Annotated in this window: 12 protein-coding genes; 10 read left to right on the forward strand and 2 right to left on the reverse strand. The window is 61.3% G+C overall.

Annotated features, from left to right (window positions below; genetic code table 11):
• Positions 1 to 9 precede the first annotated feature (9 nt).
• From RY113_RS05050 to RY113_RS05085, 8 genes are all read left to right on the forward strand, one after another.
• Positions 10 to 210, forward strand: a complete 201-nt coding sequence (locus RY113_RS05050) for a hypothetical protein (protein ID WP_315913735.1) — start codon at positions 10 to 12, stop codon at positions 208 to 210.
• 150 nt (positions 211 to 360) lie between these two features.
• A complete protein-coding gene (locus RY113_RS05055; RefSeq protein ID WP_315913736.1) occupies positions 361 to 1,029 on the forward strand; it encodes a response regulator transcription factor in 669 nt (222 codons plus the stop codon).
• Positions 1,026 to 2,246 carry a HAMP domain-containing sensor histidine kinase gene (locus tag RY113_RS05060; RefSeq protein WP_315913737.1) on the forward strand — a complete coding sequence of 407 codons (1,221 nt, stop codon included), beginning with the start codon at positions 1,026 to 1,028 and terminating at the stop codon, positions 2,244 to 2,246. The genes RY113_RS05055 and RY113_RS05060 overlap by 4 nt, the downstream gene beginning before the upstream one ends.
• A gap of 108 nt (positions 2,247 to 2,354) precedes the next feature.
• The gene (locus tag RY113_RS05065; protein WP_315913738.1) at positions 2,355 to 2,633 is read left to right on the forward strand and encodes a hypothetical protein; all 279 of its coding nucleotides are present in this window, start codon (positions 2,355 to 2,357) and stop codon (positions 2,631 to 2,633) included.
• Entirely contained in the window at positions 2,599 to 3,594 is a 996-nt protein-coding gene (locus RY113_RS05070; RefSeq protein ID WP_315913739.1) for an FAD:protein FMN transferase, read from the forward strand. The genes RY113_RS05065 and RY113_RS05070 overlap by 35 nt, the downstream gene beginning before the upstream one ends.
• Entirely contained in the window at positions 3,587 to 4,144 is a 558-nt protein-coding gene (locus RY113_RS05075; RefSeq protein ID WP_315913740.1) for a ferric reductase-like transmembrane domain-containing protein, read from the forward strand. The genes RY113_RS05070 and RY113_RS05075 overlap by 8 nt, the downstream gene beginning before the upstream one ends.
• Complete coding sequence (locus RY113_RS05080) at positions 4,141 to 5,394, forward strand: NADH-ubiquinone oxidoreductase-F iron-sulfur binding region domain-containing protein (protein ID WP_315913741.1); 1,254 nt, start codon at positions 4,141 to 4,143, stop codon at positions 5,392 to 5,394. The genes RY113_RS05075 and RY113_RS05080 overlap by 4 nt, the downstream gene beginning before the upstream one ends.
• On the forward strand, positions 5,391 to 5,633 hold the full coding sequence (locus RY113_RS05085) for a ferredoxin (protein ID WP_315913742.1): 243 nt from the start codon (positions 5,391 to 5,393) through the stop codon (positions 5,631 to 5,633). Before RY113_RS05080 ends, RY113_RS05085 begins: the two co-directional genes overlap by 4 nt.
• A gap of 67 nt (positions 5,634 to 5,700) precedes the next feature.
• Here the strand turns inward: RY113_RS05085 and RY113_RS05090 are convergent, their stop codons facing one another.
• On the reverse strand, positions 5,701 to 6,423 hold the full coding sequence (locus RY113_RS05090; protein WP_315913743.1) for a VIT family protein: 723 nt from the start codon (positions 6,421 to 6,423) through the stop codon (positions 5,701 to 5,703).
• A gap of 700 nt (positions 6,424 to 7,123) precedes the next feature.
• Between RY113_RS05090 and RY113_RS05095 the strand changes: the two genes are divergently transcribed.
• Positions 7,124 to 8,089 carry a 2-dehydropantoate 2-reductase N-terminal domain-containing protein gene (locus RY113_RS05095; RefSeq protein ID WP_315913744.1) on the forward strand — a complete coding sequence of 322 codons (966 nt, stop codon included), beginning with the start codon at positions 7,124 to 7,126 and terminating at the stop codon, positions 8,087 to 8,089.
• 23 nt (positions 8,090 to 8,112) lie between these two features.
• Here RY113_RS05095 and RY113_RS05100 read toward each other — a convergent pair whose 3' ends face one another.
• Positions 8,113 to 9,195, reverse strand: coding sequence for a hypothetical protein (locus RY113_RS05100; RefSeq protein WP_315913745.1), 1,083 nt, complete (start codon positions 9,193 to 9,195; stop codon positions 8,113 to 8,115).
• 501 nt (positions 9,196 to 9,696) lie between these two features.
• On the opposite strand from RY113_RS05100, the gene RY113_RS05105 reads away from it, so the two are divergent.
• On the forward strand, positions 9,697 to 15,321 hold the full coding sequence (locus tag RY113_RS05105; protein WP_315913746.1) for an Ig-like domain-containing protein: 5,625 nt from the start codon (positions 9,697 to 9,699) through the stop codon (positions 15,319 to 15,321).
• The last annotated feature ends 3 nt before the right edge of the window (positions 15,322 to 15,324 follow it).

Below are 15,324 nucleotides of genomic sequence, written 5' to 3' on the forward strand. Positions count from 1 at the left end.
TTGCTAGCCATGGCACAAAGCGGAAGCCTCGACGGCGTCCTGCAGTCCGCCGGGCTGCCGTACAACCTGGACTACACACCCACCATCCTGTTCTTGGGCGACGGCGGCTACTTTCCCACCCTAGCCACCACGGCCCACCTGACAGGGGACCAATGGGGTGTCATGAACGAGACAGGCAATACCCGAGGAAGATGCCTGTGCACCGCTTGATCTGGAAGGACTACTACAGGAATAGGTGACCCCCATGGCCAGGGCGTTCCCGGGCGCTGGTTTCTATGGTGAGGGGCTGCTGGTTCCGCCATCGAATTCCGTTGCTGAGAAGTGCCGCCGAGCGCAGCCTCGGAGCCTATACTTCACTCCATGGCTGAAGAACCTTGTGTGCTGGTGGTGGAGGATGATGCCGCGCTGGCGGCGATGCTGGCAGAGCTGCTGGGTGGCGAAGGCTACGACGTGGTGGTTGCAGGTGATGGCCAACGCGCCCTTCACTTAGGACTCAGTCGACATTTTGATGTGATCGTGATGGATCGGGGTCTGCCAGCAATTGAGGGTTTGGACGTTCTGGAACGCCTGCGCCGTAAAGGCGTGGCTACCCCGGCGCTGATCCTTTCGGCGCTGAGCAATCCTGCAGACCGCGTTGAGGGGTTGAACAGGGGAGCAGAGGACTATTTGGGCAAGCCCTTTGACGTCGAGGAACTGCTCGCGCGGGTTAGATCCCTGCTCAGGCGCCATGCCGACACCTCCGCCCTGTTGAAGGTTCCCGGTGGATCGTTGAATGTGGGCACTCGGATGGTAACCCTCGACGGCGTGGGAATGGTGGCGCTGTCCGAACGGGAAAGTGAGTTTCTGGAGCATCTTGCGCGCCGTCCCCAGCAGGTCTTTACTAGGGCCGGTCTTTTGGAATCGGTGTTCGCCGACGCTGATGACGGTGGCGTGGTTGACACGTATGTGCATTACCTTCGCAAAAAACTGGGCCGATCGTGTGTCTTGACGGTGCGGGGACGCGGCTATGTCTTGGGACCACTGGCGTGAATACTAGGGATGTGTTGGAGCTGCGCCGTGCGGTGGCCCGCTTAGCGTTGCAGTTCACCGTGCTGATTGTGGTCCTGTTGGCCGTGATGGGCGCTCTGCTGTACTCCATCGTGGCAGCAAGCACGGCCGAAGCCATGAACAAAACATTGATAGGGGCAACCCAGATTGACTCTCCCCGTGACGCACCTGCGGGTGTCTACGTTGCGATTGTTGACGACGGCCAGGTGAAGGCCTCACCAGTGATGCCGGCAGGGCTCCCGGATCAAGTGGCCATGAACCGTGTGGAATTTTCGCAGTCGGATGAACGGAAGAGCATCGCAGTGGGTGGGCACAGCTATGAGGTGCTGACCACCATTCGGGGGGACAAGGTGGTGCAGGCGGCCGTTGACACCCACGAGGGCCGTGAGTCTTTGAACCGCCTGGCGTGGTCCATGGTGGTTGCCGGGACGATGGCTGCCTTACTGGCTGCGCTAGCGTCGGTGTGGATGGCGGGGCGGGCCATGCGGCCACTGGCCGACAGCCTGTCCCTGCAGCGGCGATTTGTTGCCGATGCCAGCCATGAACTCAGAACACCGTTGACATTGTTGAGCACACGCGCCCAACTCCTGCGCAGGAAGCTGGTCATTCCCGGGGCTGATTTTTCCAGGGAAGCCGTCTCAACGGAGGTCAGTGCAATTGTCGAGGACTCGCGGCTGCTCACGGGAATTCTTGATGATTTGTTGATTTCCGCCGACCCCCGCTCCGCCGTAGCTCACACCGTGGTGGACCTGGCAGAGGTTTCCCGCAACGCAGTCGCCCTGGCCATGCCCCAGGCCGTGCAACGCTCCATCCAGCTGGTCCAACCCGGCATTGGGGTGCCCGTTCTGGTTCAAGGATCGCCGGTTGCACTGCTGCGCGTCTTTACCGCGCTGATTGCCAACGCACTGGACCACGCTAGGAGCGAGGTCAGCGTAGCTGTGCGCAGCAAGGGTACTGACGGGTGCATTGAGGTCTCTGACGACGGGCCTGGATTTATGCCGGGAACTGAGTCACGTGTTTTAGAAAGGTTCTCTTCATCGCGCCCGGAGTCCGTGAGTGCGGGGCCACCACGTCATTACGGGCTGGGTCTGGCTTTGGTGGCAGAGATTGTGGCACTTCACAACGGCAAGATCACGTTGGCAACCGCACCCAATGGTGGCGCCTTGATCAGGATCTTGGTGCCCTTGGCAAGAAAGTAGTGGAGAACCATTCTTCACGGGCTACCAGCGTTGTCTAAGAAAGCACAAAGATTCCGTGCGGATGATGGAAGTTAGGATACTTCACCAGCAACCAGACCGGAGCGGACCATGACGAAGCGAAACAGCGGAAAGCAATGGGCGCTAAACATCACCACGGCCGTTACCGTGGGCAGCTTTGCGGTTGTCGGCATTGGTGCCATTGCCGTGGACCAGGCCACGGGGAGTCACGCCGCAAGTACCAAATCCGGAACCAGCGATGACAACGGAGGCACATCACAAATCCAAGCACCAAGCCACGGCAGCGGCTCCTACCTCGGATACTCCGGTGGCAGTTCGGTGCAGTCTGGCAACGATGGACCCACCAACGGCACTTCGTCGGGGTCCTGAAATGGGCTCCAAGTCATGGACGGTGTGGGGCTTGGAAGCGTCCATCACCGTTACTGACTCCGGGCTGGCATCCGCCGCCGAACGGCTGGTCCGAGAAGAAATTGCAGGCGTCGACGACGCCTGCAGCCGATTCCGAAAAGACTCGGAACTTGTGCGTTTGCAGCCGGACCTAGCCGCCGGGACGACAGTGAGCGCGTTGCTGGCTACGCTGGTTGAGTCTGCGCTCGATGCCGCCGCGTGGACTGATGGCGACGTGGATCCCACCCTGGGTAGAGACTTAGAAGCACTGGGCTACGACCGGGACATCGCCGAGGTTCGACTTGGCCCGGGTGGCTCCGTGATCCATGAACCGCTGGGGCAGCAGCGAACCGCTGGCTGGAGGCAGGTGCGCCTTGTGGGCCGGAATCTGAGGGTTCCTGAACATCTTCGCTTGGACTTGGGGGCAACGGCTAAGGCAGTCGCCGCTGACCGTGCTGCACAACGGGTTGCCGCGGAGTTGGAATGCGGGATTCTGGTTTCCTTGGGTGGGGACATTGCCACGGCCGGACCGGAGCCTGAGGGCGGCTGGCAGGTGCTGGTTCAAGACATGCCCGGCGATCCCCGGCAGCAGGTCACGCTGCGCGCAGGCCACGCCATGGCAACCTCCAGTACCCAGAAACGGCAGTGGCAGCACGCTGGCCGCACCGTTCACCACATTCTTGACCCGAGGTTTGGGCTTCCGGCGGATCCGGTCTGGCAGACCGTGTCGGTGGCAGCGTCGTCGTGCCTGGAGGCAAATGCTTTCAGCACGGCAGGGATTGTCCGCGGCTTTGGCGCCGTCGAGTGGTTTGAGCGGGTCGGCATCGCTGCACGTTTGGTAGATGCTCGGGGCCGGGTGTCCGCCATCTCCGGCTGGCCCAAGGACGGGAACCAGAATTATGGCGAAAACATGGCCATGTGGGGAGGGGAGTTGAATGGATAACGCACTGTGGGCTTTTGGCCGGATGAGTGGTGTGGTCTCGTTGGCCTTGTTTAGTGTCACAGTCCTGCTGGGCATCCTAAACAGGTCCGGCAGGCCCCTGTTTGTCATTCCACGGTTCTCCGTGACGCTCTTGCACCGCAACATATCCTTGCTGGCAACAGTTTTCTTGCTGTTCCACATTGTGGCGTTGATGCTCGACTCGTATGCGAAGCTCAACGTGATTGATGTGTTTGTTCCGTTCCGGGGCAGCTTCAAGCCGTTCTGGCAGGGCCTGGGCACGGTGGCCTTTGACCTGGTACTTGCCGTGGTGGCCACCGGATTGCTGCGGCACCGCTTGGGCCAGCGGAGCTTTCGCGCCATCCATTGGCTCAGCTACGCGATGTGGCCCGTTGCTCTTGGCCACGCGATTGGCAACGGCACCGACGGGACCAGCAAGGTGTTTCTTGTGCTTGCCGCGGGATCCCTTGTTGCCGTCGCATTGGCGGTGGCCTGGAGGCTGTCAGCTAACTTTTTGGAAACAGCCAAAGCCCGGCAAGGCGGCTTGTCATGACCATCCTGGAAGCAGCAGGATCTTCCGTGGATACTGCCAGAGGCAGTGCCGGAACTTTCCAGATTTTTGCGGCTGGCTCCAACGCGGGCCTGGCAGAACATGAACAAGCCTTCGGGCCGGTGTCGCTGGAGAAAATCGATGCGGGCTTCATTCCTGTTTTGGAAGAGTCGGACCTGACAGGGCGCGGCGGTGCGGCGTTTTCCTCCTGGCGGAAAGTTGCTGCCACGGTCCGGGGCCGTGGCGCAACGCTGCTACCGGCCAAACCGGTAGTCATCGCCAACGGTGCCGAAGGTGAACCGCTCAGCTTTAAGGATAAGACCCTGCTTGCCCATGCACCCCACCTGGTCATTGACGGACTCCTGATCGCCGGGCGGGCCGTATCAGCATCGCTGCTCTACATCTACACAGCACCGGCCGCCATGCCCGCGGTAGAAGCCGCCGTGGCTGAGCGCCGCGATGCCCGCAAAATCAAGGTGGTAGGAGCCGCGGAAACGTTCATTTCAGGTGAGGCAAGTGCAGTGGTCAACAGCATCGCCACCGGCCTTGCCCTGCCGCTGGACAACCGCAATCGGCTCAGCGAAGCAGGGCTCAAAGGCAGGCCCACCCTAGTGTTGAACGTGGAAACGCTGGCTCATGTTGCCCTCATTGCCCGGCACGGGTCTGGGTGGTTCCGGGGAGCAGGATCGGAACGGGACCCCGGAACCCGGCTCGTCTCGGTGTCCGGTCAGGGCGCTGGGCAGATCTTGGAAGTGGAAGGGGACGCACGACTCTGCGACGTACTATCAGGTGCCGGAGTGGATCTTGGCACGGTGGGCGCAGTGCTGGTGGGCGGCTATCACGGCCGGTGGGTCCGAGACTTGGATTGCCGGCTGTCTCCCTCGGGGCCGGGGGAGAACGTGGTAAACCCCGGCGCGGGAGTGCTCCATGTACTGCCTGCGCGGAACTGCGGGCTTGAGGCTACGGCAAGGATCCTTGACTACCTAGCACACGCCTCTGCGAAACAATGTGGCCCCTGCATGTTTGGCCTGCCGGCCATGGCCCGTGTCCTGAGCGCCATCGCTTACGGGGACCGAAACCCACAGCTTGTTCTTGAACTGGAACGTCTCACCAAGCTCGTTGGTGGCCGCGGTGCCTGCCATCATCCAGATGGAACAGCACAGCTTGTCAGCAGTGCCTTGGAGATATTCTCCGAGGACGTGAAGGCCCACCTTTCAGGCACCTGCACCAGACAAACCAGGCGGTCACTATGACTGAACTACTTCACATCGACTGGACCAGGTGCGACGGGCGGGGGCTGTGCACCGAACTATTGCCCACTGTTTTGGTCCGCGATGACTGGGGCTATCCCTTGGCCTTGCATTCCACCAACGGTGGCCGCAGCGATCCGGCCATCAGTTCTGGGAATCTTGAAGCTGCCCGAGAGGCTGTCCATTTGTGTCCCAAACTGGCACTTAGCCTGACCCAGCAGCGAGCCAAACCCCGACAGTAGAAGAGTCCGAAAGTGGAAGAGCCAGACGGATACGTCTAGGCAATAGCTGGACAGTCTTGGGGGGTGTTTAGATGATTCCGCTTGCGCCGAGGGCGGTGCCAATTCCGTAGGTCGCCGCTAGTGCCAGGGCGCCGCCAACTACTAGGCGCAGTGCAGAGGTGGTTTTGGAGCTGCCTCCGATGGAAGCACTCACCGTTCCCGTCAGGGCGAGGGCGAACAGTACCGCCAAGAACGTTACGGGGATCCGCCATTCCGCTGGCGGTAGCAAGATGGCTATCAGGGGCAGGATTGCGCCAACAGTAAATGCGGCTGCTGAGGCATAAGCTGCCTGCCATGGATTGACTTCTTCATGCTCGCTGATGTTCAGTTCAGCGGCCAGATGTGCTGATAAAGCATCGTGGGCGGTGAGCTCAAGGGCCACCTGTGTTGCAGTGGCTTCGCTGAGGCCTTGGGTGCGGTAGATCTCGGTGAGTTCCGCCAATTCAGCTTCAGGATCTTCAGCCAGTTCGCGGCGTTCCTTCTCGATAAGGGCCCGTTGGCTGTCCCGCTGGCTGCTCACGGACACGTATTCCCCTAATGCCATGGAAACAGCGCCGCCAACCAGTGCGGCGATTCCAGCGACAAGAATGGGGGTGGGTGAGTTGGTCACGCCGGCGACTCCCACGACGGTGGCGGCGACGGATACTATGCCGTCGTTGGCGCCGAGGACACCGGCCCGCAACCAGTTCAGGCGCCCGGCGAGATTAGGTGTGTGCGGTTCATTGTCATGGAAGCCCACTAGTTCGCTCATGCGCTCAAAAATAGCAGACGAAGAGGCTCGCAAAGGCTAGGTGGAGGAGCATAGCTTGCCGAGGTGCCCTCGCTAGGCTGGCAGATGGATGTAACCGACTCATTAGAAGATCAGATCCCCCGTCCGCTATCGGATTCAGTACGGCCCTGGCCACGACTCGGCATTCCACCCCCGGCAGACCAAGTTTTGTAGAAGGTTATGGCTCGCGTGACGTAGTTCCTTCTATGCCCAGTCAGTGGCGACGACCATTGGAAATCCTCAGGTCGCTAGATGTGGCGTGGGATTGCCGCCAGTGATAAGAATCTCGATTGACTTAGTTCAAGGCTTAGGTGACGCGCGGGCAATTCTCTGCGGGTCCGACTCTCGATGATGAGCGTCTGGTCCACGCATACTGCTCGGGGGCGACAGAGCTTAGAGGAATGGGTGTGCATGCCGCAGCAGCAACGCTAGAAACCAGCCCAAAGGACTGAGAACCACCACGAGGTTCCAAAGTGCACGCGAAGTGGGTACGCGGGTTCCTGGAAGACACTATTGAGCGTCGATTGGGCCGGAATTGATGGTGGAACTCCGCGCCCGGCAGGCATACTGTGGCAATTAACACCTTAAGCTTGTGGGCCCTGCGGGGTTTGGCTGGGGAAACGACGCCGGGAGGCGGGCCGCCTGTGGTTTTGACAGTGTCGCTTGAGGAAAGGGACAGCTCATGAGGATTCTCGTGCTGGGAGCCGGAGTGATCGGCAGTGTATACGCGGCAAAGCTGATGGGCGCCGGACACGAGGTGGTGATGCTGGCCCGCGGCCAGAGACTGGCTCAGCTCCAAGATGCAGGGCTGGTTGTGGCTGACTCTGAGTCACGGGAGCAAATCGCATTGCCAATCAGGGCAATAGGTGCGCTTGGCGTGGAAGACAGGTACGACGTCGTAGTGGTCGCTGTCCGGGCAGGGCAGCTCACAAGCGCCTTGCCGGTGCTGGGCATCATGGACGACGGATCCGACGTGTTGTTTATGGGTAACACCGCTGGGCTCGAAGGCCAGCTTGTCCAGGCACTGGGCGGCCGTGTCTTGCTGGGCTTCCCGGCCGCTGGCGGCGTCCAAGACGGGGCAATAACCCGATATGTCCTGATCAAACAGCAAAAGACAATGCTGGCTGAGCCGGGCGGCGCTATTTCGCAGCGCACGCTGGGCCTGAAAAAAGTGATGGAAGAAGCCGGTTTTCCGGCCGCGATCGCCACCGATATGCCCGGCTGGCTTCTGGCTCACGCCGCCTTCATTGTCCCCATGGCCTACGCACTGTACAAGTTCGGCACTGATGCGCCCCGGTTGGCTGCCGACAGGGAAACTCTGCGCTTGATGGTGCATGCCACAGCTCAGGCTTTCCGGGCCCTGCAGGCTGGCGGAAACACGCAGGTCCCGGCTAATCTGCGGGCCCTCTACCTGCGTTTGCCGGCGGCGTTCGCTGTTGCCTACTGGAGGCGGGTATTGGCTAGCCCGAGGGGGGAATTGTGGTTCGCAGGCCCCACCCGGGGCTCATCGGAGGAAATGGGTGCGCTTGCTCAGTACCTGCAGACCGCCATCCACGGCAGTGGCGGTGACGCCCCTGAGCTCACTAGGTTGCTCAGTGGAACTCCCGGACCGTCGGGTCCTGCGCCGTCGCCCGGCCCCATGGCCTGAGCTTTCACTTCGGTTGGCACCCGTCAGCCACTGCCTTTTGATGTCTGCGGGGTACTGCTGGCAATGTTTGGCGTGGTGGTGGAACTGCCACGTGGTGGCTCAGGCGCGGTGGTTGCCTCCGGATCCCGGAGGTATGTGAATGTCAGAGAGCCGGGGATCGGTCCGCCAGAACCGGCGGCCGTCACCTGGACCTGGCCTGCCACGGCGGCCGGGGGAATCACCACCATCCAGCGTCCCGGCCGTGCAGGGTCTGCCTCGACCCCCACCGGCTGACCGCCAACCATCACCGTGACTACGTCCACAAAGCGCCCGGCCAGCTGGAACCGGCCGCCAGCGAGTCCACTCGAGGGCTTGCCCGTGGGTCCTTGGCCGTCGAGGGCATCCAGCCCGGCTAAGCCCAACGGGCACGCAGTGCTGGACCCATTCCATGGCGGCGGAGATTCTGTGGGGTTTTGGGCGTGCGCGGCGAGAAATGATGCCACAAGGTTGTAGGCGGTCCTGTCCAGGCACCGTTCAGGGCCAGGCTGGATCAGTGCGGACAGCCTAGTTGCAGCGTCCCTCCATCCGGAGGCGTCGCCTTGCTCGACGGCACGGCAGATTGAGCTCACGGCACTCCACAGGGCGAATCCATCAGCACTACTGGCCTTGCGTGGGCTGACGGCCATGTCCAAGCCGGCACAGTCCTTGTTCTGCAGCAACACATACCACTGAGCTTGCGGGGGATCGGCGGGGTCAACTGGTCCCGGAGGCACCCAGGCGAGTGAGCTGCCGTTGTTCGCCCCGCTGCCTCTCGCAGGCTCATCGCCGCTGGCACCGACGGTGCTCGCGGATGGCCCGGGGGTGGATGGCGCGGAGTTGGATGGCGCGGAGTTGGATGGCCCGGAGTTGGATGGCGTGGAGTTGGATGGCCCGGGGGCGGCAGCGGAGGTTACCGTTGCCGTGGATATCGCAACGGAAGAGGGCAGCGACGGCGCGGGAGCTTGAGGGGGAGCGCTGCACGCGCTAATCAACAGCAGGGCAACGGCCACCCCACCCAATGACAACTCCCGAGTGCTCGCCCTCCACAGCATGGTGACCTTCCCACCACCGTCAGCCCCAACGCTCATTTATGTCCTCTGCCCGATGCATGGAAGCAGTGGAATAACCTCTAATCTCAATTATCCTCCGTCCTGGGACGGTGACAAGGAACAAAATGAGCAGTTCTGCCATCCCATGATGCGGATCTGGGACGGCGGTTGTGGGAGTCCGTCGCACCGCGCCAAGTTCTTAGATAACCGGGGCACGCTCATGGCTGTCCACCTAAGAAGACCCTTAGCCAGCCCTAACTTTTTCCTCCATAAAAACGGTCGCAGGCTTGGCCAGCATGGCAGAACCATTAGCTGTATCCCTGAAAAAAGCAATCATCGAGCTCCTTATTCAGTACTGTTGCGTGCAACTTTGGCTAACGGGGCCTGAACCCCAGTACGGCATCGATTGTGTAGACATTATTGGGTAGAGCGCGTGCCTAGATGACACTTGTGTCATAAACAGCCCCTTCTGACGCGTGCTGGATGAGACTCGTCACATATAGCCCGGAATCCCGTGCTCCGTTTGTTAGGGGAATCATCATGCAAACACCCGTCCACCACCCCTTCCACCGGGCCCCGAGGCGCCGATTGCGCAGACCGGCCGTCATTTTGACGTTCGCTCTGCTGGCCGGCAGCATGGGACCGCTGGGAGGACTGAACAATTTCTCCGGTCCCGTTGCTGCGGAGGCCGCGGTCCCCTCGAGCGCCACCGATTCGACGAAAGTGCCGCACTACTTCGGGCCCTACCCTAACTGGGCAAACAGCCCGCAAACTCTGGCAGACGCAATGGTGAGCATCGGCGTCGGAACCCCCACCCCGGTCCTGTATGGCAACCCGCTGACCGAGCGTAGTTACGCCACCGACTACGCTAAGCCAACTGGCACACTAGGCCCGGTACTGGTGGTCCTTGACCATACGAAACTGCCCGCTGGCACTCTCCACGACTTCCAGAGCTGGAACCAGGGCAATGCTGGCGGGAGTCCAACCACCTCAGCTGGCAACCTGTTCCACGCCTTGGTGCTGCGACCTACCGGCACTGCGGGAGAATACACAGTCGTATACGCCAGCGACCAGCTGCAGGTTCCGGTACCAGCCGTGACCACCGGAGAGGTCACAACCTACTCCGTGCCAGCTGTGACTGTACAGAAAAACGACGTGATCGGCTTTTACGGGCAGGGGATTCCGGTGGACACCGGAGCTCCCGCCAACGGTGACACCTTGAGCACGCCAGCAAGCGGCGATACGACGATGGCCGCCAACGTTCCCCCGGCCAAGGACTCGGCGATCAAGCTGGGAGCTACGAACTATCCGGACTTCTCCCACGACCGCACTTATTCCTTTGGTGCTGATGTCACACCGACCATCACCGACCCGGGAACGGGGGCCGAGGCAACGGCCTCGGTGGACCCGAAGACCGGAGCCATCTCAGGTGTGAGCGTAACCAGCCCAGGCGCCGGCTACGCGGTTCCGCCCGCGGTGACAATCACGACTGCCGGAGTCACCCCCACCACAGTGGCTAAGGCCACCGCGAAGATCGCCACCGGCGTCATCACCGGCATAGACGTCAACGAGACGGGTTACGGCTTCACCGCACCCACAGTGACTCTGACAGGCGGCGACCCTGCTCCCGGCTCGGAGGCAACGGCGCTGGCCAGCGGTACAGTTGATGACTTGAAACTGACCGATGGAGGCAAGGGCTATGCAGCCCAGCCGTTGGTAAACATCTCCAAGCCTGACCTGGCCGACGGCGTGCAGGCAACTGCCAGCGCAACCATGGACGCCAATGGCGTAGTCACCGGCGTTGAAATAGCCGTCGCCGGCAGTGGCTACACCTCGGCTCCAACGGTAACCGTCACGGATGCCAGTAAGACCGAACCCACAACGCGGGCCACGGTTGTGGCCACCATTGGCGTCACCCGGATCGACATGACCTCCGGTGGTGCAGGCTACCTCTCAGCGCCGACCGTGACCATTGCAGACACCGTGGGCGTTGCCGACAAGGGCGCAAGCGGAACAGCCAAAGTTGCTGTCAAGGGCTCAGTCACCGAGATCGTTGTAACCACACCCGGCGCCGGGTACCTCACCCCCGGAATCAAGAAGTTCGTGGACACACTGCCAGGCCAAGGCGAGGCAAATGCCAACGACCTAGGTCAGTACATTCCGGTCGCAGTGCCCGACACCACCACCTACCCAGGCACGGACTATTACGAAATAGCAGTGGTGCAGTACCGGATGAAGTTCCACCGTGATCTGCCGGCCACCCTTCTTCGCGGTTATGTCCAGCTCTCAACCAGCGTTGTCCCGGGTAAGAACGTAACCCTCGGCAACGCCAACATTGACCCGGCTCTCCCCGACAGCCCCATCAGCTTCAACGGCGTGGACAACCCGCATTACCTCGGCCCAACCATACTCGCCACGAAGAACAAGCCCGTCCGTGTTCTGTTCCGTAATCTCCTCCCCACCGGTAAAGGCGGCGATCTGTTCCTGCCGGTCGACACCTCGGTGATGGGTGCAGGTGCGGGCCCCAAGATGATGACTCTCAACCCCGTCACCAAGGTTCCAGAAGACATGGCGGCAGACGAGCAAAGCGTTCTGGACGGTGTACGCAATCCCATGTGCGGGGAGACGCCGAAACCGGACACGTGTTTCTCTGAAAACCGTGCCACCTTGCACCTGCACGGAGGCATTACCCCGTGGATCAGCGACGGCACACCGCACCAGTGGGTCACCCCAACCGGTGAGAACACCGCGTATCCCAAGGGCGTCAGCGTCAGCAACGTCCCGGACATGCCGGACCCCGGGCCCGGTGCCGAAACGTTCTTCTACACCAATCAGCAGAGCGCCCGAATGATGTTTTACCACGACCATGCGTGGGGCATCACCCGCTTGAACGTGTACGCCGGTGAAGAAGCAGGCTACATGATCACTGACGACGCCGAGCAAAAGCTGATGGCCCCCGGAGGAGCTCTTGAAGGGCTCGGAATGGGGATCCCACTGACCATCCAGGACAAGACCTTCGTGCCCAGCGCAACAAGGATGGCCCAGCTGGACCCCACATGGGATGCGAAGAAGTGGGGCGGAGAGGGCAACCTCTGGCAGCCGCACGTCTACATGCCCGCCCAGAACCCGGGCGACGCCAGCGGCATGAGCGCATTCGGCCGCTGGTTCTACGGACCGTGGTTCTGGCCACCGGCCAAAGACGCCAAGTACCCGCCCATTGCCAACCCCTACTTTGACCCCACTTGCGACACGAACGTGGCTGACTTCTGTGAGCCTGCCTTGATCCCGTCCACACCGAACAACTCTGTGGGCATGGAGGCCTTCCATGACACCCCTGTTGTGAACGGTACCGCGTATCCCACCACCACCATGGACCCCAAGTCCTACCGTTTCCGGATCCTCAATGGCTCCGACGATAGGTTCTGGAACCTTTCGTGGTACGTGGCCGATCCCGCAACCGGTACCGAGGTTGCCCTGAAGGCCAGCGAGCTCTCCCTGGCACAGACCGACCCGGTGGTCATGCCTACTCCGGACACCGCAAAGAGCCCCAAGGGCCCCGACTGGATCCAGATCGGCAACGAGGGGGGCTTCCTACCTACCCCGGCTGTGGTTCCCGCCCATGAGACAACGTTCATCATGGACGCCACCAGATTCGATGTGGGCAACGTGGACCAGCACTCGCTGCTGCTCGCCCCGGCAGAACGTGCCGACGTGATCGTTGACTTCTCGGCCTACAGAGGCAAGACGCTGATTCTCTACAACGATGCACCGGCCGCGTTCCCGGGCCGAATCCCAGGCTACGACTACTACACCGGTGCACCGGACATGTTCCCGGCTGGCGCACCCTCTACTCTGCCTGGCTACGGACCTGACACTCGCTCAGTCATGCAGGTCAAGGTCTCGAACGCGGCACCTGCACTTGCCTTCGACCGGCCGAATACCACGGCTGACCAGATGGGCAAGCTAATGGCGGCGTTCGATCACCACACCGATGCAGCGGGAAATCCCGCCGGAGTTTTTGAATCCAGTCAGAACCCCATTGTGGTTGGCCAAGCCGCCTACAACCAGGCATACGGATCGACGTTTGTTGGTAGCGGTTACTGCAACGCAGCGGTTAACCCCGCAGCGAAGTGCGACGGCTTCGCCCGCATCGCCGAACAGGGAGGCGAGCAGTTCAAGTTTGATACCTTGGCTGGCCCGCAGCTCAGTGTTCCCATCCAAGGCAAGAGTGTCCACGATGAGATGAATGCGGCCAACTTTGATGAGTGGGGGCGCATGAGCGGCAACATCGGGTTGGAGGCGCCAGGGGCAACTCCGCTTCTGCAAAACATAATCCTCTACCCGTACGTCAACCCTGCCACGGAATTACTAGATGGCACCAAGGGGATCAACAGCCTCAAGGTGGCACCCATATCCACTAGCGCTGATGGCACCCAGATATGGAAGATCACCCACAACGGTGTGGACACCCACCCGCTGCACTTCCACCTCAATGACGTGCAACTGCTCAACAGGGTCACGTGGGATAACATCATCATCCCGCCTGAACCTGGCGAAATCGGCTGGAAGGATACCGTGCGTGTCAGCCCATTGGAGGACACCATCGTGGCGGTCCGCCCCATCCTGCCGAAACTCCCGTTCGCCATCCCGGACAGCAACCGGCCATTGAACCCGATGATGCCTCTAGGCGCCAAGGGCTCCATCACCGGCGTGAATGGCCACGAGGCAGGGTTCAACAACACCGACACCAACGGCAACCCGATCGACCCCATCACTAATGTCATGACCAACTTCGGCTGGGAATATGTGTGGCACTGCCACATCCTCAGTCACGAGGAAATGGACATGATGAGGCCCATCGCGGTCAGCACCCCACGCACCCTGGCTGATGCTTCTGTACTGAGCTTCACCAGAGCCGCTAATGAGGTGTTGCTGAGCTGGACTGATGGGACCCCAGTTTCGATCACGGATCCCACCTCGTGGGGCAATGCGAAGAACGAGATCGGCTACAAAATTGAGCGTGCGCCACTTACCAACGGAACGGCTGGTACGTACGCCCAGATTGCTGCCACCCTGGCGAACGTCACCACGTACACCGACAAGACCGCCGGCACCGGAGAATACGCCTACAGGGTGACAGCCTGGAACGCGGCCGGAAACACCGTGTCAGTGCCTGTGCTCACTGCCACCACCGTTGCCACAGTCCCTAAGGTGACCAGCCAGAACCCTGCAGCTGGTGCCACAAGCGTGGCGAACAACGTCAAGCCAACAGTCACCTTCAACGAGGCTGTCACGGGCGTCAGTAACTCCACGTTCCTACTGAAGCAGGGCACCACGGCCGTTGCGGCCTCGGTGAGCTACAACGCGGCAACGCGAACGGCAACCCTGACCCCAACGTCGGCCTTGGCCACTGACAAGCCCTACACCCTCTCGTTGACCACGGCCATCAAGAGCGTCTCAGGCGGTTCATTGGCACCGACAAGCTGGACCTTCATCACAGGTCCCGCCCCAACGGTGACCAGCACTAATCCTGCCGCCGGAGCCACCGGTGTTGGACTGGGAACGGCCACCAAACGGACCCCGTTGAGTGCCACCTTCAGCGAAGCGGTGACGGGCCTGCCCACCACCGCTGCCAGCACCCCCAACTTCACCCTGAAGCTGGGAACGGCAACCATCGCCTCGAAGGTCAGTTACAACGCCACCACCAGGGTTGCCACACTGACTCCTGACGCGCCACTGATCAGCGATAGGACTTACACCTTGTCTCTGAGCAACGCGGTCAAGGACGTGGCAGGCAACCCGCTCACCGCCAAGACGTGGACCTTCATCACAGGTCCCGCCCCAACGGTGACAAATAGAACCCCTGCGGTCAACGCCACCAGGGTCAGCCGGACAGCAAACATCACCGCAACCTTCAGCGAGGCAGTCACAGGATTGCCCGCCACGGCCGCGGCCAACGGGAATTTCACCATCAAGCGGAGCTCCAACGGCGCCGTCTTCCCGTCAGTCGTCAGCTACTCCGGAACAACCAGGGTGGCAACGCTGAACCCGACAGGCACACTGTTGGCGAACACCAAGTACACGCTCACCCTAGGCAACGGGATCAAGGATGCTGCAGGCAACCTGCTGGCACCCGTGACCTGGAGCTTCACAACGGGCAACTAGCAC

It is taken from the genome of Arthrobacter sp. lap29 (assembly GCF_032458965.1).
Classification (GTDB): domain Bacteria; phylum Actinomycetota; class Actinomycetes; order Actinomycetales; family Micrococcaceae; genus Specibacter; species Specibacter psychrochitiniphilus.

What these genes read in the sequence shown, in the direction of transcription:
- RY113_RS05050 (WP_315913735.1), top strand. Translation starts at nt 10, where the DNA reads ATGGCACAAAGCGGAAGCCTCGACGGCGTCCTGCAGTCCGCCGGGCTG.
- RY113_RS05055 (WP_315913736.1), top strand. Translation starts at nt 361, where the DNA reads ATGGCTGAAGAACCTTGTGTGCTGGTGGTGGAGGATGATGCCGCGCTG.
- RY113_RS05065 (WP_315913738.1), top strand. Translation starts at nt 2,355, where the DNA reads ATGACGAAGCGAAACAGCGGAAAGCAATGGGCGCTAAACATCACCACG.
- RY113_RS05070 (WP_315913739.1), top strand. Translation starts at nt 2,599, where the DNA reads ATGGACCCACCAACGGCACTTCGTCGGGGTCCTGAAATGGGCTCCAAG.
- RY113_RS05075 (WP_315913740.1), top strand. Translation starts at nt 3,587, where the DNA reads ATGGATAACGCACTGTGGGCTTTTGGCCGGATGAGTGGTGTGGTCTCG.
- RY113_RS05080 (WP_315913741.1), top strand. Translation starts at nt 4,141, where the DNA reads ATGACCATCCTGGAAGCAGCAGGATCTTCCGTGGATACTGCCAGAGGC.
- RY113_RS05085 (WP_315913742.1), top strand. Translation starts at nt 5,391, where the DNA reads ATGACTGAACTACTTCACATCGACTGGACCAGGTGCGACGGGCGGGGG.
- RY113_RS05090 (WP_315913743.1), bottom strand. Translation starts at nt 6,423, where the DNA reads ATGAGCGAACTAGTGGGCTTCCATGACAATGAACCGCACACACCTAAT.
- RY113_RS05095 (WP_315913744.1), top strand. Translation starts at nt 7,124, where the DNA reads ATGAGGATTCTCGTGCTGGGAGCCGGAGTGATCGGCAGTGTATACGCG.
- RY113_RS05100 (WP_315913745.1), bottom strand. Translation starts at nt 9,195, where the DNA reads ATGAGCGTTGGGGCTGACGGTGGTGGGAAGGTCACCATGCTGTGGAGG.
- RY113_RS05105 (WP_315913746.1), top strand. Translation starts at nt 9,697, where the DNA reads ATGCAAACACCCGTCCACCACCCCTTCCACCGGGCCCCGAGGCGCCGA.